Source organism: Paenibacillus sp. W2I17 (genome assembly GCF_030815985.1).
Taxonomy (GTDB): domain Bacteria; phylum Bacillota; class Bacilli; order Paenibacillales; family Paenibacillaceae; genus Paenibacillus.
In genome coordinates this window covers 5,674,066-5,696,065 of sequence record NZ_JAUSXM010000001.1, presented here as the reverse complement: position 1 = coordinate 5,696,065, position 22,000 = coordinate 5,674,066, and the positions used below count along the sequence as shown (strand labels likewise).

At 46.1% G+C, this 22,000-nt stretch carries 14 protein-coding genes and 1 riboswitch; of the genes, 4 read left to right on the top strand and 10 right to left on the bottom strand.

Annotated features, from left to right (window positions below):
- Window position 1: 1 nt before the first annotated feature.
- The 3 genes from QF041_RS25345 to QF041_RS25335 form a co-directional block, all read right to left on the bottom strand.
- Window positions 2–1,036 (bottom strand): cytochrome d ubiquinol oxidase subunit II, encoded by a 1,035-nt coding sequence (locus tag QF041_RS25345; RefSeq protein WP_307416099.1) that lies wholly within the window; start codon window positions 1,034–1,036, stop codon window positions 2–4.
- Window positions 1,033–2,379 (bottom strand): cytochrome ubiquinol oxidase subunit I, encoded by a 1,347-nt coding sequence (locus QF041_RS25340; protein WP_124118119.1) that lies wholly within the window; start codon window positions 2,377–2,379, stop codon window positions 1,033–1,035. Before QF041_RS25340 ends, QF041_RS25345 begins: the two co-directional genes overlap by 4 nt.
- Window positions 2,380–2,762: 383 nt before the next feature.
- Complete coding sequence (locus QF041_RS25335) at window positions 2,763–5,609, bottom strand: ATP-binding protein (RefSeq protein WP_307416097.1); 2,847 nt, start codon at window positions 5,607–5,609, stop codon at window positions 2,763–2,765.
- Window positions 5,610–5,954: 345 nt separating this feature from the next.
- Here QF041_RS25335 and QF041_RS25330 point away from each other — a divergent pair, with 345 nt between their 5' ends.
- Complete coding sequence (locus QF041_RS25330) at window positions 5,955–6,653, top strand: response regulator transcription factor (RefSeq protein WP_036668013.1); 699 nt, start codon at window positions 5,955–5,957, stop codon at window positions 6,651–6,653.
- Between the two features lie 49 nt (window positions 6,654–6,702).
- On the opposite strand, the gene QF041_RS25325 is transcribed toward QF041_RS25330, so the two are convergent.
- Window positions 6,703–7,122 (bottom strand): hypothetical protein, encoded by a 420-nt coding sequence (locus QF041_RS25325; protein WP_307416095.1) that lies wholly within the window; start codon window positions 7,120–7,122, stop codon window positions 6,703–6,705.
- Window positions 7,123–7,364: 242 nt separating this feature from the next.
- On the opposite strand from QF041_RS25325, the gene QF041_RS25320 reads away from it, so the two are divergent.
- From QF041_RS25320 to QF041_RS25310, 3 genes are all read left to right on the top strand, one after another.
- Entirely contained in the window at window positions 7,365–8,507 is a 1,143-nt protein-coding gene (locus QF041_RS25320) for a virulence factor (protein ID WP_047841582.1), read from the top strand.
- A 147-nt stretch (window positions 8,508–8,654) separates the two neighbouring features.
- Window positions 8,655–8,870, top strand: a riboswitch (Lysine riboswitch).
- 117 nt (window positions 8,871–8,987) lie between these two features.
- Window positions 8,988–10,469 (top strand): amino acid permease, encoded by a 1,482-nt coding sequence (locus QF041_RS25315; protein ID WP_307416094.1) that lies wholly within the window; start codon window positions 8,988–8,990, stop codon window positions 10,467–10,469.
- Between the two features lie 273 nt (window positions 10,470–10,742).
- Window positions 10,743–11,384, top strand: a complete 642-nt coding sequence (locus tag QF041_RS25310; protein WP_307416093.1) for a class D sortase — start codon at window positions 10,743–10,745, stop codon at window positions 11,382–11,384.
- Window positions 11,385–11,508: 124 nt separating this feature from the next.
- On the opposite strand, the gene QF041_RS25305 is transcribed toward QF041_RS25310, so the two are convergent.
- The 6 genes from QF041_RS25305 to QF041_RS25280 all read right to left on the bottom strand — a co-directional run bounded on the left by QF041_RS25305 (window position 11,509) and on the right by QF041_RS25280 (window position 21,855).
- A complete protein-coding gene (locus QF041_RS25305) occupies window positions 11,509–12,138 on the bottom strand; it encodes a prealbumin-like fold domain-containing protein (protein WP_307416092.1) in 630 nt (209 codons plus the stop codon).
- Window positions 12,116–16,021 (bottom strand): collagen binding domain-containing protein, encoded by a 3,906-nt coding sequence (locus QF041_RS25300; RefSeq protein WP_307416090.1) that lies wholly within the window; start codon window positions 16,019–16,021, stop codon window positions 12,116–12,118. Before QF041_RS25300 ends, QF041_RS25305 begins: the two co-directional genes overlap by 23 nt.
- A gap of 162 nt (window positions 16,022–16,183) precedes the next feature.
- Window positions 16,184–17,311, bottom strand: a complete 1,128-nt coding sequence (locus QF041_RS25295) for a transglutaminase domain-containing protein (protein WP_062836448.1) — start codon at window positions 17,309–17,311, stop codon at window positions 16,184–16,186.
- A gap of 201 nt (window positions 17,312–17,512) precedes the next feature.
- The gene (locus tag QF041_RS25290; protein ID WP_307416089.1) at window positions 17,513–19,906 is read right to left on the bottom strand and encodes an S-layer homology domain-containing protein; all 2,394 of its coding nucleotides are present in this window, start codon (window positions 19,904–19,906) and stop codon (window positions 17,513–17,515) included.
- A gap of 227 nt (window positions 19,907–20,133) precedes the next feature.
- Window positions 20,134–21,060, bottom strand: coding sequence for an alpha/beta hydrolase (locus QF041_RS25285; protein ID WP_307416088.1), 927 nt, complete (start codon window positions 21,058–21,060; stop codon window positions 20,134–20,136).
- A 168-nt stretch (window positions 21,061–21,228) separates the two neighbouring features.
- Complete coding sequence (locus QF041_RS25280) at window positions 21,229–21,855, bottom strand: bifunctional 4-hydroxy-2-oxoglutarate aldolase/2-dehydro-3-deoxy-phosphogluconate aldolase (protein ID WP_047841586.1); 627 nt, start codon at window positions 21,853–21,855, stop codon at window positions 21,229–21,231.
- Window positions 21,856–22,000: the final 145 nt, after the last annotated feature.

Here is a 22,000-nt window from a genome sequence, read left to right as displayed (position 1 = left end):
CTCATCCTTTCTTTTTACCAGAATTACCGCGCACATAATTGGCATCAAACAGGAACAGCTTCATAATCAGCACAAGCGAAGGAATGAGCACGAGTAACCCCAGACTAAACGCTGTAATGAGCGCAATCCCCATCGTACGATTCGTAAAGCTGTCGTAAATATTGATGTAAGGATACAAAATGTACGGGAGGTGGGATCGCCCATAACCATACCAGGCAAAGGCAAACTGAAGCATGACAGCAACAAAGCACCAACCTAGATATTTACTTTTCCACACCAGCGACACGGCAATGACAAAACAAATAAACGAAGCGATGAACATCCACGAAATATTCACCATCTGCTCAAAGTGTTCGGGATTCTGTTTGTTAATTTGCAGAAAAGCCAGAAAACTTGCAAAAATGGTAGGCAAACTCCAGAGCAGCGCGTACTCTCGAAGCACCTCATATGCCGGCTCATCCCCCGCCCGCTTCGCATAATAGGATAGAAACATCGCCGAGATGTAGAGCACACTAACCAATGCAAGCAAAACAACCGACCAGGTATAGGGATTCGTCAAAAATTCACGCCAGCGAAAAAACACCTGATCGCCCACCTGCTCAATGATCCCGCCTTCGGATATTGCCAAAATGGTGGAGAATACCGCCGGAATCAGCAATCCCGTCGCCCCGTACAATGCCATATAGATCCGGCTGTTCTGCCCATGATTGCCATAGGTATTGTAGGCGTAATACACGCCCCGGATCGCAAGCAGTACAATAGCTAGGGAACCCGGCACCAGCAAGGCTGTCCCGTAATAAAAGGCGCTGTCCGGATAAAATCCGACCAGACCCACCACAAAAAAGATCAAAAACACATTCGTCACTTCCCACACGGGAGACAGGTAGCGCTGAATGATGTTATGAATTTTGTTCTCGTGCCCGGTCAAAATGCTGTAAAAGCTGAAGAATCCGGCGCCAAAATCAATCGAAGCAACGATCAGGTAACCGAACAAAAACGTCCACAATATTGCGATGCCTGCAATTTCGAAACTCAATGCACGATCCCTCCTTCAAGCCCCAGAGACTCCAGTTCCTTCTCTGCTTCCTTGTTGCGGAACAGCTTGCTGAGTACCCGAATGCACGAGAAACACAGGATTAGATACAGCAAGATGAACAACACCAGCATCCATCCTACCGAAGTTGACGTCGTAGCCGCTTCCGCCACCTTCATATACCCACGTAAGATCCAAGGCTGCCTGCCAACTTCAGCGAACATCCACCCCAGCTCGATGGCAATCATGGCCAGAGGCCCCAGCAAGACAATGCCAAGCAGCAGCCATTTGGGATATGGCTTGCGCCCTGGTAACCACCGCCGCAGTACATATAACACAGGAATCATCAGGATGATCACTCCGGTTGTGACCTTCAGGTCGAACATATAGTGAATAGACAATGGTGGCCTCAGATCCGCAGGGTACTCTTCGAGACCTTTCACTTCCGTATCTGGACGATTTCCCGCCAAAATGCTAAGGGCATACGGAATCTCAATCGCATATTTCACCTCATTGTTCTCATCCAAAATACCCCCATAAACGAGCGGTGCCTCTTTCATCGTCTTGAAATGCCATTCTGCGGCAGCTAACTTCTCCGGCTGATATTTCGCCAGAAATTTACCGGAGGAATCGCCGATCATGACGGTGCTAATGGCAAATACGAGCGCAGATACCGTCGTGAGTTTCAGTGCTTTTTTGTAATACACATGATCCCGTCCCCGAAGCAAACTGAAGGCGGCTATCCCCGCCAGGATACCTGCACTCAAGGTGTAGGATGAGGCGAGTACATGGGACACTTTGGTTGGCGTTGCCGGATTCAACATGGCAGCAATCGGATGAATGTCCTTCATGATGCCATTAATCAGGGTGAATCCCTGAGGCTGGTTCATGAAGGAGTTCACCGTTGTAATGAAAATCGCAGATGCAGATGAGCCGAGAGCTACCGGAATCAACAGCAGCATATGCGTATATTTCTTTTTGAAACGATCCCACGTATAGAGGTAAATTCCAAGAAAGATCGCCTCTATAAAAAAGGCAAACGTCTCCATGAACAGCGGCAGGGCGATTGCCTGACCCGCTACCCGCATAAACATCGGCCACAGCAGACTGAGCTGTAATCCGATTGAGGTGCCTGTAACGACGCCCACGGCAACGGTGATGACAAAACCTCGCGCCCACCGGCGTGCCAGCAAGGTGTAATGCATATCATTGGTTCGGAGTCCTCGCCACTCGGCCAAGGCAATCATAAGTGGAACACCTACACCAATAGAGGCAAAAATAATGTGTACAAACAGGGTAAGGCCGGTTAGTATCCGGCTGAGCAAAACAGGGTCCAGGGATGACATGGTTACACTCCTCTTTCACATAATCGTTATGTACGACAGCAGTTACTCTGCTTGAACATGTATCTCAATAACTCATGATTCGGATGATGCTCTTCACAACGGCATACAGCACAACCACAGCTGCAACCAGACAGACGATGATGAGTGTTTTCTCTTGTTTACGGAACATATACCTGCCGTCCTCCTTTTGCATGGGATGCAAATTATGGCTCTATAGACAGTTTGCAAAAGAAGTTGTTTTTTTATCCGGGGAATTGAAAAACAAAAAAAGCCTTTCCCCTTATCACGCTCACGCGCTGAAGGGCAAAGGCTCTATCCGTAGGTATCTTACATAAACATTTTTCATAAAAAAGTGAAATGAAATTCTTCATCCATCAATAAATTCACACCAATACGTCCTGCTTGGGCAGTCGAACCTTGAACGTACTTCCTTTGTCCGGTGCAGATATAAAAGTCAGCGTACCCTTGTGATCCTCTACAATTTTACGGGAAATGTACAATCCAATTCCTGTTCCACCAATCTGCCGATGATCCGAATTATCGACCCGATAGAATTTGTTGAACAGCATGTCCTTCTCTTGCTCCGCAATACCTATTCCGTAATCACGCACATCAAGACATAACCATTCCTCTTCTTCCCATAACGTAACATCAATACGATCGGCTCCCGGAGAATACTTAACTGCATTGCCCACCAGATTATGCAGAACCTGAACCATCCTGTTCTGGTCAGCATAAGCAAAAAAGTCTCCATTAAACGTATGCACGTAGATCCGTTGGGCAGACTTCATATTCCACTGTTCGGCAACCCCTTCTACCAACTCCACCAGCGGTACATACGTCATGTGGTAAGTCATACCTTCGTTGTCGAGACGCTGAATATCGAGTACATCATCGAGCAAACTGCTCAGCCGTTTGCCCTCCGAAGAGATGGTCTGCATGAATTCCCGCTGCTGAGCTGCTGGAAGGTCATACATCATCATTAATTCCACATATCCCATAATGGTGGCTACAGGCGTTCGAAGCTCATGAGATACCACACTGATCAGCTCATTTTTCATCCGATCCAGCCGTTCTTCTCCTGTCCGGTCACGGAACACCAGCAGAAACCCATGGTTTTTACCTGGGACATCCATCTGCTTCATGTATAAGGAAAATACACTTTTATCCACATTATTGAATATAAATTCGGTCTCGATAAACGCCGTTTCTCCATTCAGGAATGCTCTCGTCTGTTCCATCAGATTGAAGTTGTCCGTTAATACCATCGTATCAATCGCCTGCGCCAAATCTTCAATGGATCTGCCCATAAAATCACCTAAACCAAACATCTCTTCTATCCTTCGGTTGACGATGGTTATGGTCCCTGATCGATCAGACATCACGAGCCCTTCCCGTACGGATTCAATAAATTGCTCACTGATATCTCGCTGTTCCTGGATGGCAATCTTCTCATTGAACAACTCCGAGTTCAGCTTCTCTAGCGCAAGGGCATGACGTACACGATCTTCTTCTGCTCTGGTCCGCTCTGTAATATCCTTAATAAACAGGTTATATAATGTCTCATTTTTGCCCAACTGGATCTCAACAATTTTGTACTCAATCGGAAATACGGAACCATCCCGTCGGATACCTGAAATTTCTTCAACGATGGTGTATCTTTTACCTTCAACATATTCATATCGCTCCAGCAAACTCTTGATCTCCTTGCAGCTGGCCCCTTGAAAAAGAGATGGCGCTTCCTTGTGCAGGATCACTTCTTCCCGACGCAATCCAAACATTCTTTCAGCCTCCGGATTAAACTCAACGATCAGCCCATTGGAGTCCACAGCGATAATCGCATCAATAGAGGATTCAATAATGGCACGTTTGACCTCTTCACTATTCTTGAGTTCCTTGGTTCGCTCAATAACCCTATCCTCCAGCGTTAACTTATCGTGACGAATCTGTTCGAATTGTTCCAGCAGCACATCGGCCATTTTGCGCAGATTACCAATCAGGATCTGTACTTCGGTTACATGGCTGGTTGGCCACTCCATCTTCCCATTTCGAAACAGCAGTCTCGGAAGAGAGCCTGTCATCCTGGTCAGTCTTAACAGCGGGCTAACAACCTTACTGCTGAGAGGAGCCGCTACGATCATGGAAGCCACGATGATGATGAACAGGGATTGCAGCGTGGTCAGATAAATGGATTCGATTCGGGGGTAATACTTGGACGAGTCGGTCACAATGAATACCCGATAAGGTGTTAACCTTGTCATTTCTGCTTCATAGATAAAAGAGGCTTGTTTCCAGTGATCCAATACATCACTGTAATGGATATTTGCGGAACTTAACAGAAAGAGGTTATCCCTTGATTTCAGAAGACGGAATCTGTCCATGTCCAGGTAATCGCCCGCCTGAAGTGTATTCATTCCAGAAGCGACGACTGTATCATTCCGATCTAGCAGAATCACATTCACACCCAGTAGATGATGATAACGCGCCATATTCTGATCCATATTCTCGGAGGTTACATACTCTTCATCAATGTCCTGAACAACCGCAGTTGCTGCATATTTCATATCACGTAATATGGCATCATTCATTTGACCCAATTGTCTGCGGCTATCTGCAGATAACAGTACGAGAGAAACAAAAACCACAAAGGCGACTACGTATTTAAAAGCAATTCTTGTTAGTGGAATGGTTCCCATGCGTTTTGATTTGTGTTCACCCGTGGTGATCCAAAAATCAACTACAATTCCCGCAATCAGCGCATTCACCATACCAATCACAGCAATATACATATACTCATACTTCAAATCGTCTATATTTAAACCCAACATAAAATGCCCGGCATAGATAACAGGAAGTAACATCACTACCCAAAAGACAGCATTAGCCTTGATTAAGCTGCCATTCTTCCAGCGGATCTGCCAAACGAGCATCCAGATTAATTCCATAAAGTGGGCAAGCATGACAGTTAAATTGTGCGGCACAAAGCCGACAAAGACGGTATTCAGGAGATGGATAACTGTAAGGGTGAAAAATCCATAGATGGCCCCATGCAAACGAAGAGCAACGAGTGCTGCCGCGCTACCAATCATAAACTGTACACCATAGAATAAAGTAAACGGAAAAATAGTGCTTAGTGAGCCCAGAATAATCAGAATGCTGGTCCCAATCCAGGGTATTCTCAGCTTCAACACGACCCAATCCAGCATTTGTCTTGCCTTTATACGATCCATAAGCAATTGCCCTCATGGATCATTGTTTCTTCTGTTTTCAACAACAACGTTGGTTCCCCCTATAAACTTAAGCGGATACAATATTACTTTTTTTCCCCTTAACTCGTTCTGATCCATTATACTGTAATTAATACTTGGTGTAGCTTTGGGAAATTCTGATTGATCGGCAACCAAACTGCATTCATGCTAGAATATTGAAGTTCATGCAAAAAGCTTATTCTTTCTCTACATATACATCCTATATTTTGGGATAGAAACATTAAAAAATTTGCGGCATTTATTCGCAATTCACCTTGTTTTTTTAGCATTTTCTTAACATATTATTTTCACCAGGAGTGTGACCCTATGACTATCAAAGTACTTCTTATAGAAGATGAGAAAAATCTGGCCGACATGATTGCTTTCTTTCTTGAGGAGGAAGGATACATCACTGAACGGGTTCATCATGCCCGCGAGGCACTTCAACTGTTTCCACAATTCCAGCCGGATATTGTTGTAACGGATCTCATGCTTCCTGAAATGGATGGAAATGATCTCGTAGAAGCCTTTCGCCAGCACTCCACTGTGCCCATTCTGATGATCTCGGCAAGCACCATGCTGAATGATCGACTTCGTGCATTACATAATGGTGCGGATGACTTTCTGTGCAAACCATTTAGTTTGAAAGAGTTGGATGCCCGGATTAAAGCACTGCTGCGAAGATCAATCATTTCCTATAAGGATAAACCGGTAAAAGAAGACAAGCAGGCAGAGGTTACTGGACATGTGAATGTGAATGAATACAGGAGAACTCTGTTTGTGGATGGCGTTGAAATCGAGGTCACTCATATTGAGTTTGAGATTATGAAGGAATTGTACCGCAATCCGGGTAAAGTGTTCACCCGCAATGAGCTGATGGATCGCATCAAAGGCTCCGAACGCGCTTATTTGGATCGTACCATTGATGTTCATATCTCAAGTCTGCGTAAAAAAATTGAGCCTGACCCCAAGAACCCACGTTATATTAAGACGGTTTGGGGAACAGGCTATAAATATGTGATCTAATACGATCGTAACGATTAAAAAGTTAAACACTTTTGGCCATATCCCTCTTTTATCTCATGGATAAGATGGGTGGTATGGCTATTTCTGATTTATGGATAGACGAAGAATGCAACCAATTTTCCATATCCTTGATCAGTTGATTCGGGTCTTGCTCGTTCCAGAGAATCATCTTCATCTCACCCGCACCTGTAATCTGTTGTAGGTGACGCTTCCGAATAAGGGATTGGAAATCTGTAATGACCAGTAACGGAAGTTGTGGCATAAAAGCCCGAATGGCATTTGCTGCTGACACCGCTTCTTCGGCAACGTGATAATCAACAATACAATAACGGGCATTTTCCCAACTTCCCCGATGTGTTTCTATCGCAGAACCGGATGTTGAGTCCTCAATCCAGTTCCTGAACAATTGAATAATATTCTCATATGCAATACGACGTTTTCCATCCGAGAGCACGGTAATGGGTTCCATAGGTATAACCTCCAGTTGATTCTTATCTTTATTGTGTCAATTTTCGTTTAAAAATGTTTGTGCGTGAACATGAAAGAAGTGTTAACAAATTTCGTACTTCTTCACATTAAGTGTTAGAAACGTCCACTTCACTTCTGGATGATTTCGCAGATTCCACACATTGATGTAAAATAGAGAAATACCCGTGTGATTTAATTTACGGGAAGTTAAAGATGAATCTGGTACTATAGGAGGTTACATTGATGAATATTGTTTCCATTGAACCAACACCGAGTCCAAATACGATGATGTTACATCTCGATGAACGTCTGGAGGACGGAATTCGCAAAACATATACTCTGGACAACGAACGATCTGCTCCGGCGTTCATTCGCCAGATGCTTCATATTCCCGGTGTGAAGAGTGTGTTCCACACAACAGACTTTGTGGCACTTGATCGTAAAGGAAATGCCGACTGGTCCGTTATCTTGGGCGAAGTCCAAAATCGCCTTGGACAGCAAGGCATTGATCTGGACTGGATTGAATCCGAAGATGGTTCAGGCGAGCACTTCGGAGAAGCACAGGTATTTGTACAATTCTTCCGTGGCGTACCGATGCAAATTAGGGTCAAGGCCGGGGTCAAGGAAGAACGAATCTCGTTGTCAGATCGTTTTGTCAAAGCCGTGACAGAAGTCGCCAGTGCAACAATGATCAAAGAACGTAAACTGAGTGATTACGGCGTTCGATATGGCGAGTTACCGGACATCGCACGTGAAGTCGAACAGGAATTGGAAGCCGCTTATCCCCCGGAACGACTCGAGCAGGTTATCAAACAGGCCATTGAACATGGTACCAAATCCGAAGAATTCGTGGAGCGCCGCCGTGAATTGGATGGAGCCGAACTTGAAGAGGCTCTGCGAAACGAGGACTGGAATGTTCGCTATGCGGCATTTGACGGCATGGAGCCTACGGCAGAAAGACTGCCTCTCGTAGCCCATGCCTTGCATGACAACAAAATGCAGATACGTCGCTTGGCTGTCGTATACCTGGGTGACATTCGTACACCGGAAGCGATGGAATTGCTGTATGAAGCACTCCAGGACAGTTCTCCTGCGGTACGCCGTACTGCCGGTGACACCCTGTCTGATATCGGTGACCCTGCTGCAACCCCAGCTATGACAGCCACGTTATCCGATAAAAGTAAACTTGTACGCTGGCGTGCAGCTCGTTTTCTATATGAGGTCGGAACAGAAGAAGCAGAACAAGCCTTGCGAGTTGCAGCCGATGATCCCGAATTCGAAGTCAGCCTGCAGGCCAAGATGGCTCTGGAACGGATCGAATCGGGCGAACAGGCTGCTGGAACGGTATGGCAGCAGATGGCTGGCCGTAACAAAAAAGAGGAATAGTGGTCTCTTAGACCTCACATCCAACAATTGTTATTGCACTGAAAAACCATGCGCGTTATACTGATTGTCTGTTTACTAAACAGGACACACGGTGTTAAGTTGTGTTGTTCATAATTTCATAGACAATAGATACACCTCATCCATTGATGGTGAGGTAGAGGTCGCGGGTGCGATCAGTACGCTGATGGAGGCGCTAAGGAGCCGCTTATGAGATCAGCCGAAAGGTGTACCCGCCGAAGCTCGCTGGACGTTCCTTATACGGTCCGGTGAGCTGGGGCTGCTGTCGAAAGGCGCAGAACTGTCACGGAAGTACATTTCCTTTATATAAAGGTATGAATTCTTCTGTGTTGAGCTATCTTAATCATCTGGGACATGGTGCGGACATTGAAATATTAAAGACCGCAGGCTGATGCCTGTGGTCTTTTTGTTTATGAGTTCAAGTATCGCAAACATCAGTATATCGAATGAAGGAGTGTTTCCATGCAAGACCGCAGTAACCCAACAACAACTGGACCTTCCCTGAAAAAAGGATTACGCGCACGCCATATGACGATGATCGCCCTAGGTGGCTCGATTGGTACCGGGCTGTTTCTCGCAAGTGGTACCGCCATCTCAACCGCAGGCCCTGGTGGAGCATTAATTGCCTATGCAGCCGTTGGCATCATGGTTTATTTCCTAATGACCAGCCTTGGTGAGCTTGCTACCTTTATGCCGGACTCCGGTTCATTTAATACGTATGCCGCACGTTTTGTCGATCCTGCTCTCGGGTTCGCCATGGGCTGGAACTTTTGGTACAACTGGGCGGTAACCATTGCAGCAGAGCTTGCTGCCGCTACAGTACTCATTAAATACTGGTTCCCTGACAGTTCGTCCATGTTATGGAGCTTATTGTTCCTCGTGCTGATCTTTGCCTTGAACGTGCTGTCCGTTAAAGGCTATGGAGAGTCCGAGTACTGGTTCGCCATTATCAAAGTTGCTACCGTGATCATCTTCCTGGCCGTTGGTGTGCTCATGATCTTTGGTATTATGGGCGGAGAAGCGGTTGGTTTCAGCAACTTCACCATCGGTGATGCGCCCATCCATGGCGGATTCTTCGCTGTACTTGGTGTGTTCATGGCTGCTGGATTCTCATTCCAAGGTACCGAGCTTATCGGGGTAGCCGCCGGTGAAAGTGAAAACCCGCGCGAAAATGTACCTCGTGCAATTCGTCAGGTATTTTGGCGCATTCTGATTTTTTACATTTTAGCGATTACTGTGATCAGTCTGATCATCCCTTATACGCATCCGAATCTGCTCAAAGGTGATCTGGAGAATATCGGTGTCAGCCCGTTCACACTGGTGTTTGAGAAAGCCGGCCTCGCCATTGCTGCTTCCGTGATGAATGCCGTTATTCTGACTTCTGTACTCTCTGCCGGTAACTCAGGCATGTACGCTTCGAGCCGGGTTCTCTATGCCCTTGCCCGTGACGGTAAAGCCCCTCGTTTCCTGGGCAAGCTGAACAAAAAGGGCATTCCAATGAATGCACTTTTGCTTACAACAGCTGTTGGTATGTTGGCGTTCCTTGCCTCCCTGTTCGGTGATGGGATTGTGTACACCTGGTTGCTGAATGCATCCGGTATGTGTGGTTTTATCACTTGGCTGGGTATCGCTATCAGTCATTATCGCTTCCGTCGTGCATACGTTGCACAAGGCAGGGATCTGAGCGATCTGCCTTACCGTGCACGCTGGTTCCCGTTTGGGCCGATCTTTGCTTTTGTCCTGTGTATCATCGTGATCATCGGGCAGAACTATCAGGCATTTACGGGTGATCAGATCGACTGGAGTGGAGCCATCGTTGCCTACTTGAGCGTACCCCTGTTCCTGGTGTTGTGGCTCGGTTACAAATGGATCAAAAAGACCAAAGTGGTGCCGCTGCAGGAATGTGATTTCACACCTACTGATTCACCAACTGATAAGCACTAACGAAGAATCAGGTTGTTTCTGTCCTTTACGTTCTCATGTAAATGGTTAGTTTAACTTATACAGTTGCTACGATTTAACTTCATATTAAAAAAAACCTCCCCGTGGCGTTGCAGTTTTTCTACTGTAGCGATACGGGGATATTTTGTTTTGGGTCGACTCTCCCCCTGATCAATTCCTGTATGTACTTCTGTTCCTGTCCATATTTTGTATAGATCCGTAAGTAGAATAGAGAAAGGTATACTATTTTTCTTGGATAACGGGAGTTGATATATAATGAAAAAATTCTCTATTCTGCTCGTTCTACTGGGCATCCTGATCATCAGCTTTCCTTTCCTGCGGGAAACGTATTATGACTGGCAGCAAACCCGTGTCATGAACGATCTGGAGCAATTGCAAAACGGCTTATCTAAGCTTAATCACTCCTTCGAACAAGGCATACAGGATGCAGCTTCTGCCGAGCCGACTACTGAAAATACAGGTACAGTGCAAGAGGCCTCCTCGGATACGTTGGGGGTGCTATCGATTGACAAGATTGATGTCCGCTTACCGATTCTGGAGGGTGCAACGGAGGGCAATATGAAGGTAGCTGCAACCCATCTTGTCGAAACCACCAGTATCGGGAACAAAGGTAATGCTGCCATAGCCGCTCATCGCGCCCACAAAAAAGGACGGCTGTTCAATCGTCTGGGAGAACTCCAGATTGGTGATTCAATGGAAGTCACCCTGGCAGATCGAACGATTATCCAATACAAGGTAGACCAGATATCCGTTGTGGAGCCAACTGACTTATCTGTGCTGGAGGATCCCGGGCTTGGACAGGTCCTTACCTTGATTACCTGTGATCCACTCGTCAATCCAACACATCGCCTAATTGTAAGAGCTATTGAAGTGAAACCGAATGTTACGGGGACCTGATTCTCCCTAAATATCACCAAAAATACCCTCTAGCATATTCACACGTCGACGCTAAGTCTTCGTAGTGAATGCTAGAGGGTATTCTATCTACACACGATAAATTTTAGATACTGCGTGTTTTGATCTAGCGATGAAGCTGTTGTCTGCGGCGGAAGTACATGAATCCCGCGCTACCTAACGCCATCAGCATCATGCCCACAGCAGTGTAAGCCATTGTGCTCTCTTCACCTGTTTGTGGCAGCATTCCCTGAGATCCAGAATTTCCGTTTGTCTGTGATGCAGAATTTCCATTGCCCTGTGATCCTTCTGTATCCGTTCCAGCAGGAGGTGCAAGTGCACCATCCCCATCCGGTGCATCTGTATCCCCAACTGGAGGTGCAGTGCCGTCACCGTTGGAATCGCCTGGTGTCGGTGGCACTACCCCGGATTCTTCATCTGTCGGACTTTCGGTTCCTCCCCCAGACTCTGTAGGTTCAGTTACAACCGTGCCTGGAACCGACGGATTTGGCGTTCCTGGTTCTGGAGTTACTGGTTTCTCTGGATCTGGTGTTACACCCGTAGTAGGTGTTCCCGGATTATAAGGTCCACTAGACCCACCACCCGATACCGGGATAGCCTGATTTGTTTTTTCCACAACTACGGCTTCGGTTTGTATGTTCGTAATTTCAAATGGTACTGGTGTTGTTTCCAACATGTATCCGTTAGGTGCTTTTATTTCAACCAACTGATATTTATTGATATCCAAGCCTTCCAAGTACTATTTCACCTTGTTGATTGGTTGTCAGTGAAGCTTCATCTAGACCTGTTACCTTGTGGAACTCCCAATTCCCATTTGCATCCATCAATGCAGTTTGGGCCCGTAATTCAAACACAGCTCCTTGAAGGTGCTGAGTTCGACCCGCATTGGTTTTAATCAATTTCACGGAACGATCATTTTTTTTATTTTCAATGGTTAATTGAGTTTCCGGTTTGATAATAGATACGATGGTCTCCGGCTGTTCAATAACAAAGCCTTCTGCCTTGGTCTCTACCAACGTATATGAACCATAGTCCAAACCATCGAATTCAATGACCCCATTTAGGTCGGTTACTTTTGTATCGATGACAATGTTGGAACGATCACGCAATTCGAATTCAATTCCGCTTAATACGGACTTATCCTTGGCATTTACTTTGGTAACGACAAGTTTACCGCCTGCACCCATTGCATTCGACTTCGTCAGTGTAATACTCTCCGTCTGATTCTCTACAATCGTAAACGGGATTGGTGTAGCATCCAATTGATAAAACTCAGGTGCCACGACTTCTACCAGCTCATAATCCCCTGGCGAAAGTCCACCTTTGGCGATCTTCCCATCTTCCCCTGTCGTTAACTCATCGATTTTCTCTCGCGTTGCGCCGTCCTTGGAGTACAATTCGAAAGTTGCACCCTTAAGTGCCTTGGCTGAGTCCACCGCATCTACCTTGGTTAATTCAAAGCCTTGACGAATCTTTTTGTTTTCAATTTCAAAAGCGATATCCGCATCCTTGAATTCAATCGTTTTACCTGAGGCAGAGCCATATTCAGGATCAACCAAGTATCCTGCCGGTGCAGATAACTCTTTTAACTTATAAGGTACACCGTTGGTTAGATTGTTTAATCGATAGTTTCTGGAGCTTTCAACCACACCATTCTCGTCCGTTGGTTTCAATGTTTCCAGAAGCGTAGTTCCAGACGCATTATAGATTGCAAATATTGCACCCTCCAGCGGAACTCCTGTATCACTGACTTTGTGAATTCTGATTTTGCCCAGACCTGTAGAGGCTCCTCCACCTGCTCCAGCCAAGGAAACTTTGATTCCCGACAGATTACCTTCTCCGATTACCGAGGAAGATTGGCCTGCAAATTCAACCTTATTCTCAATTCGGGCGCCATGATCGGCATTAATATAAGACTGATATTCCAAAATGAATGCAGTATGGATATCTTTCTTGAAGGTGAAGGTAAATGTATTGCCCTCCACGTCCAATTCATAATCAGCCGGATCAACAAGTCCAGCTTTGGCGGATACATTGCCTGAATTGTTGGCAGGTAAATTGGTTGCATATAATTTCAATGAATCAGCCAATAAAATCTGGTTCTCTGACAAGGTATCTGTTAATTGGTTACCCGCAGGAATGAAAGATTGACTTGGATTGATATTTACCGTCCATGATGCTTTATCCGTTGTACCTTCTTGCTTCCCTGTTTTGCGCACGTATACACCACCGTTGGCAGGTGTAACACTGGCTGATCTATTAAATCGTATTGCACCACCCTCACCATCCGTCAGAACAGCCTGGTTGGCATAAGCTCCTACGACAGAATATGGTCCATCCAGACTTGTTTGGTACTGAATGCGATAAGCCATTTTGCCCATGTTACCCAGATCCAACACAAAACCTTTACCGTCCGGGTTCAGCTGGAATTGACCAGGTGTGAGCGGAACCTCGCTACCTACAGCAGTAACATTATTGGCTCCCTGCAACTCTAACTCATGAACCTTCAATGAGCCGTCTACGAAAGATTGGTCTCCAGTGTAAGCATCCTTAAGGATTGCGTCCTGAATATCAAACAAATTGTAGTTTACATCGATTGTCCAGGTGATCTTTTTATCTTTGGCGCTATATTCACCCTTTTTGTTACCATTTTGAATCGTGTAGTCTTGCGGTTTGACCGCAGCAGATTTGGTAATCGCAGTCTGTTTTACATCAGACTCTTCCCAATCGATCTTGGCTGAGTTGCGATATTCATCATTCGTTGGCATACCCGCTGTGGGATCGAAGCTTGTCTTATAAGTAATAACATGCTCCGTACTGAGCGTTACGCCGTCCTTCAAGCGAAGTGAGAATCCTTTTTCATACGTTGGATCAGCCGGGTCTGTAGTCAGTTCAAAGTCGTCTTTGTTAACACCACTCACTTGAAGACTACCCGGAATCAGTTTCATATGTCTGCCTTCGTAATTGTCGGTGATGACGATATCCGTCATGTCCTGCAAATCACGGTTCAAAACAATCTGCCATTCAATTTCTTTTGTGTTGAAGTTTTCACTTTTTACACTCTTTGCAAAAATGACTTCCTGAATGTCTCTTCGGCCTGTTTTGGAAGTACCATCATACATGTTCACTGTGTTCGTAATGGTGTCGTTTGTATAAACACGATGAATGGATTGTGTATCATATTCGATCTCATAGGCCTTTGTAATATCGTTCTTAAAATGTAATCTGAAGCCATCATCGAACCCTGTACCCATCGCTTCGAGTGTGTATTCATTTGGATTGATCAGTGTTCTGTTCGAAGCCGCTCCACTTGCATTAATGTCCACTTGATACACTTTGACGGAATTATTGATCAGTTGCTGTTTTGCCGTATCAAAGCGGTCTTCAATCCATGCATTCGTTTGCATGATTTCTTGCTGATTGTAGTTATATTGCACTTTCCATGTGACCGTCTGTGTCACCGGATCATACGCACTATCTTGCCCTGACTTGTTCAAAGGCTCATTAAAACTCACACGAACTCGGCCAATATCTGTTTCGTCGTGCTCGCTCTGATCCGTTGTAAGCGCAACCTGGTTTTGATACTCCACATTGGTGAACGGAGCAGTGGTTGGTGCTTTAACACTTGTCGTATAGGTTACACGATAGGCCTTATCTGTGTCTCCCAATTGAATTGGAAACTGTGGTTCCGTTTTAATTACTGGGCCTTCTTTTACAGATCCATTCAATTGCACTTCCAATTCGCGAATTTCGATATTGCCCTTGAGCTCTAGCTCTGCTGGGAACGTGTCTGCTAGAACAGCATTTTTCATAGCCTTCTCGCCTTGGTTAAAATCTACGGTCCATTTAATTTCATCCGAGTTGAAGTTATTTTTGTTTGCGCTTCCCGATTTCTTCAACTTATCTACGGCTGTGTTGGCAAAATGCACATCAATGATGCCCTGCCCTACGGAACTAAAGTCTATCTGTTGTTTCAAGCCATCTTCCATCTTGCTCTCATCGAACTTAATCCACACGTAAAAGTTGCCTTCCAGCTTCGCATGCTCGATCAGTTCATTAAAGGTAAATATGATTGTGCCATCTGGATTCACCACATACTCCCCAACACCGCCATCCAGATTACCCTTAAGCTGCGATCCGATGATGAATTTATCGGGCAAGTTAAAGGTGAACGTAGAGCCATCGCTGTAGTTGTGGTTGTCATCTGCAAGTCCCCATGTAAAGACTACAGCCACCTCATCCTGAATGCGTGGTCGAATATCCTCGATTTTATCTCCTTTGACTTCAATCGTGCCATTCCCGTTGTCTTCTGGTTCCTGATTGTACATCTGCACACTGGTAATCAATTGATCTGTAATTACCGGACCTGCAGCTGCGATTGCTAAACTGCTCTGGTTGAGGTTTCCCTCCCCCTCTTCTTCCGGAGTGGCAGCAACCTCAACGTTGTTCACCTCTTCCGAACTTGCCAAACCTTCTTCTGATGCTGTATCGCTGATTGCACTGGCTGGCAAATTAGTTAATTCATCCTGAGCATGCATTGTTGGTGTAAATATCCAACCCTGCATCATTTGCATGACCAGTAACAGAGCAATGATCACTATGCTCACTTTTTTCCTCATTGTTTGCATATCCTCCTCGTACGTAGTGTTGGCATACGCCGAAGATTAGAATAGCAAAGCGACATATACAAAAAATAGACATTCTCCAAATTATCGTTATTTCAGACAAAACACGACAAAAAAAGGACACTCCTCAAGCGGAGCATCCTGTTCAAACGGTTGTTATAGTGTCCAGTTAATTTTGACGCGCAGATCCGTAGTACCTTCCATTTTGGACACATAATAAGATATCGATTTCATGCCAAGTTGGTACAAATCCTGCAAATCTTCAATCAGTCCAGCCTCCGTACCCTTGTACCTGAACGTGAGCGAGGTTCCGCCTTCCTTCAGTGTACTTTGAACCTTGGTCTTCAGCGCAGCATGGCCTTTGACGGCATCCTGTTCATCATACAGGGAATAGTCGAGAGCATGGTACAGCTTCTGATAGGCAGCCTTTTTGCTATCTCCGGCCTTCACCAGCTTCAGTAAAGCTTCCCGATACGGGGCAGGCGCAGCAGGGTACTTGCTTTTGCCTGTCCAGATATGGTCACGTGCCATCTCATCATCACTAAGCAAATAATAGCTGTGGCTCACCTTACCTTTGCGGTCAGGGGTAGGGTCATCCCAGGTGGTGTCCATGTGATACCACTTGCCGTCCAGGTTCACGATATTCCAGGCATGAAGCTGCCCGCCCGCTGTACCTTCCACAATCCGGTTATCGATACCTACTCGCTCCAGCATCCGATAAGCCAGCAATGAGTATCCTTGACATACGGTACTGCCTGTAACAAGCCCGTCGTAGGCCGTATATTTCTTCAACGAAGTATCGTAGGAAAGGTTAAGCACAATCCAGTCATGGATGACCTTGACCTTCTCATGATCCGTCATGCCGGGTTTGATGATTTCTTTCAACACGTTTGTGACTTTACGATTCACATAATCGGTCTGCTCCTTGGTCTCCCGATAGGAGAGAGTCACATGCACCTCGGCCGACACATTGGAGCCTTTATAATTAAATGCATAACTTTTAACGGTATATTGGATATAGGGGTCACTCTTCATTGCCTCATCGATGGAGGTTTGTAATTGTTTTTTGAGGCCTTTCACATTGCCTTTGTATGTAAAAACAAGTTCCTCCGTTCGCTGTGACATTGCGGTAAGCAAGGTCTGGCGCAAATCTGTTGCCGTGGATATATCTGAGGTTCCTGATGCAGCGTATAGTTGATCCAGATCAACTGTGCGTGGCAACGCTACAGCAATCAGGCAGCCTGCCAGCAATATGGTAATAATACGTTTCCCGTTCTTGCCCATGAAAGGAACCCACCCCTCTTTGCAAAGTTCTCACGCCCTATTGTATCACAAAAGGCTCTGTCGTCATTCTTCTAGTTTTGTCAAAGCAAATCAAAAGAGACCTTCTATGGAAGGTCCCTTTGATCTTCAGTTCATTAAATCACGATTACCCGTTATCTTCATCCTATGATTCGCTTGGGCATGATATGTGTGATTCCTCGTCTAATACAGGCGATTACCACTCATAAACGTATCTGTCTTACCTTGAAGCTTGGCAAGCCGTTCCAATACTTGTGACGCTTCAGCTACCGTCACTTTGCGTGCAGGCATGAATCGTCCTTCAATCGAAGGAAGCAATCCCAGCTTCAAACTCAGGGAAACCGCTCCCTTACTTGTAATGGCACTGGCATCCGCAATGTTCGGAAGATCCGATGGCAACGTATAGAATCCGGCCAGCTTCTCATAGCGTAAAATACGTACAAGCAGCACTGCCAATTCTTCACGTGTCATCTCTTCCTGTGGATTCAAATTCTGTTCAGGGTCCGCTCCGGCAAGCCAGCGCTGATCGATTAATGCCCGAACTGCCTTATAATACGGGCTGTCAGGTGTCACATCAGCGTATAACTTGTCATCTCCGTCACCACTGTAGTACAGATCCATATTTGGATTAATCGCTCTTGCCAGATAGTTAAACCAATCTCCCCGGGTGATCACACGATCCGGGAATACGCGTCCCTGTTCATCAGCAAGCAATACGCCATGCTGTGTCATATTGCGTAGAGCTGCTTCGGCCACATGACCCAAGATATCCGTAGGTTCGGCCTTGGTTACAGAGCTTGTGTCCCCGTATAAAAGCTTCCACTCTCCTGTGTTCGCATCCAGTGCTTCATAGTTACCATAGATCGAATTCTCATTACGTGTAGGCATATAAGCAAGGTTCACCCCCGCCGGGATGACTTGACCACCGTTCGTACCATATCCGCCATAACGGGAATATGCTAGGATCAGCTTGAACTCCTCCAGATAGAGTACCTTGGCCTCTTCATAACTGATGGCTGGCTTAACATCTGTTGGCAGTTGTTCAGGCGTTGCCGCAATACGTGTATAGAACTCGTTAATCGTCCCGTTGTTCAATACCTGTACTTGTGCCGTATCTTCCTTAACCGGAATTCCGTTCAGATAACGCTGGAACAAAAATGTGCGAGCATCATCCACCTCAATCACGTTAGCCAGTCGGAACTGCTCCGTTGCGTCTGGAACTAGCGCAATCACTGTGTCCATCGCCAGTTTCTCAGCCTGCTTCCGGGTTACCAATTTGCCTGCCTTCTCCTCAGCCGGCTTCTCCTGTTCCATCTCCGGTCCCATTCGTTGCATCATCGTATAACTGTAGATCTGCCCGGTAACTGCATCTACCTGTGCCGAGATATCCCGCATGAACATATAGGACATATTGGCACTTCGATCACTCCAGCTCAGACTCCACACCTGATTGTTCGGACTTGAGTAATATCCCTTGCCCAGCTGGCTATGTTCCAGCTTATAACCCTTGGGAATATCAAAGTTTGTTGCGACCCGATTGGCGGCCTGCTGAACATTTACCCTCGTACCATTGGCCGGAACAAAAGGAGTTACATCACCTTTCAACTTCGTATCCTGCTGCAAAGAATCTTCATCTACAGCTTTACCTGTTAATGTATTAATCCGTTCCAACGTATTGGCTTCAATCGGAACGATACTGATATTTTTTGGTGTATATGCAAGGTAATACTGCTGACCCTGTTTGGAAGATAGACGATCTTTGGCGATATAAGCCAGTTCCACATCGAACTGTTCTTCAAACTGCTGTCTGGCCTTCTCTTCTGAAGCTGCCGGTTTCGATGAGGGATACTTGGCTTCGATAGTACCTCGTGAGTAACCTGTCACCAAACCACTTTCGTCCACATTAATGTAGACTGTCTCTGCGTCAGATAACAATCCATCATGTTTTAACTGGTACCCGTATCGATACTCTGTTCTGCCGAATAATGACTGTTGTTCAATGGAAGAATACAGATCTCCAAGCGGAGCATACTCTGTATCTTTCAGACCTGGAATCGCTTGGTACAACAGGTCAACGGCCTTCTCTTCGGCTTCAGCCTTGGTTAGCTTAACATCCGATGCCGAGACATGTTTATCCATGACATCCGACGGCAAATGTACACTTAACACTTCCCCTGTGCCTGCATGTACAGTTCCACTGAATCCCGACGTATGATTGCCTTGTGTAATCTGAAACCCGATCTCCCATGCCTTGTAGTCTGGCGGTGGATAGGAATTAGGTGAATCGAATCGTGCAGATGAGATCGTTGCTTTTTTTAACAATGGAAATAATTTCAGTATATTTTCACTGGCTTGCCTGGATGAGATTTTCGCTCCCTCAGGCACGTCATTGCTCGTTGCGTCTAGTTGTTCATTTTCCCCCGTTGTCGCTTCGGTCAACTGCTCTGCTTGCGCGGCTGATGCACTGCCTGCAAAACCTGGTGTTTGCGAAGCAAGCAGCAGTGTTGCCATCGCTGCGGTTGTTGCTTTGGTTGCGAACATTTTCAATCGTAAATTAAACTTCCAATTCAAACTCAAATCTGGACCTCTCCCTTCAATTTCATACAAAGAAGCATAACAAATAACCTCGCATGAATATTGCCAGTCTATTCTATGATACCATAAGCTTCCTTTTTAATCGTCGTTTTCGGGGCAATTTTACAAATGTGAATTTCTGCATATTGCTAGTAACAGCAAAAAAAACGCCAATTACGTTGGCGTTTTCTCTGTTAGCCTGCACTCTTATGTAGGCTGAATCTACCTTGTCAATTACTCGCTTTAGACGAATCGTTCAACTTCGCCTGACCTTGGACATGGGTTTTCAAAAAGGGAATAACGGTGTCCCAGAAGGCGGGATCTTCCTCGGAACAACTGTGTCCTCCGCTGTTGACCCATAGATGTTCAACAGGCGGATCGGCTTTGGACATAAAATATTCAAGCTCACTCGGGGGAATGAAATTATCTCCCTTGGAGTGCACCATAAGCATCGGCAGTTGCATCCCCCTGCGCCGTTCATTCAGCATCATCACCGGATCACGCTGACGATAAGATTTCAGAGATTCACCCAGTCGCCAGAACCAGATTCTCGGAATTAACTGGGCCAGTGGAAACAAGGGCAAACGCCGGCGCCTCAGCTCTGAACTGACGATTACCTCAAATTGCGATGGCATCGAGTCTGTAATCACTGCTGATACAGGAATTCCCTCCGTCACTGCAAGAATCGTACCCAATCCCCCCAAAGAATGACCAAGCACACCGATGGCATCCGCATCAATCTCTGGTCGTGCAGTCGTATACTGCAACGCCGCGAGCAGATCATCCCGGAACAGGTAGGCAGATGCAGCACGAACCGGATCACTGGCCCCATGACTACGCACATCATACATAAATAAGGCATATCCTGCTTCCCAGATCGGACGTGCGTAACGAAGAACACGGGAGCGATTGGAGCCCCAGCCATGTGCAATAATAACGAGCGGCCATGGTTTCGGAATGTCGGCTCTGGCCGGGATGAACCAGCCATGCACCTGACCTCCCCCACTGTCAAAGGTCACATCCTCAAATGGCATTGGGGGTGTGAGTGTGATTGGAATCTTCTTGGGTGTCTGGCTCTTTACCGCTGCCTTCCATAATCCACCTGCCGTTACTGCGGCCACGGCGAGCATGCCGCCTATCATTGTTTTAGCTTTCACAGGGCATCTCTCCTCTCCGAATTCTGGCATACATCCATCATAAAACAATAGAATGAACGGCACGTTAAAGGACATCGGTTTTTATGATAAAGAGTGATCCAACAATTAATTTAAAGGCACCTTCATATATATACCCAAATATACATATCCCTCATATGACACTGGAGTCTAGGCTTCAGCTGCTTCCACAAATCTCCGTGCACATGCTGCAATCTGCTCATGATCTCCTGCTACAAGAGCTTCTCGTGGTAAAAGTGCACTTCCCAGACCCACTGCAGCAGCGCCTGCTGCATAGTAGTCAGCAATATTCTCCAGTGTGGCACCACCTGTTGCCAGCAGTGGAATATGATTCAGTGGAGCTTTGATCTCCCGCAGATACGGTATGCCCAGACTCGCCATCGGAAACAACTTCACAACCCGTGCTCCCGCTTCATGGGCAGCGACAATTTCCGTTGGTGTCATGGCTCCAGGCCAGATCTCGACACCATGTTCTACAGCATATTCAATGACAGACAGATCGACATTGGGAGACACCAGAAATTGTGCTCCTGCAGCGACCGCTTCCTTTGCCATCTGCACATTCAGTACCGTACCCGCTCCAACATAAGCCTTTCCTTCATGCCGCTCACGCCAGTCTGCAATAATATCATGTGCTCCAGGTGTGTTCAGTGTGACTTCCATCAGTCGGATGCCGCCACCTGTCATACCTTGTCCAGCTGTTACTGCCGCTTCACGGCTTATACCACGCACAATCGCAACCAGCCTCGACTCCAATAGTACTTCCGTCAGATTCATATCCAGTTCCCCTTGCTTCATCAATTCGGCAGCCGAAGACAGGCAATCATGGTCACCGCTTTTCCGTTATTCATTATTGTAAAGCATATCCTCCCCTGGATGAAATACATTAATCCATTTTTCAATGTGAATGCGTCTGTCACCA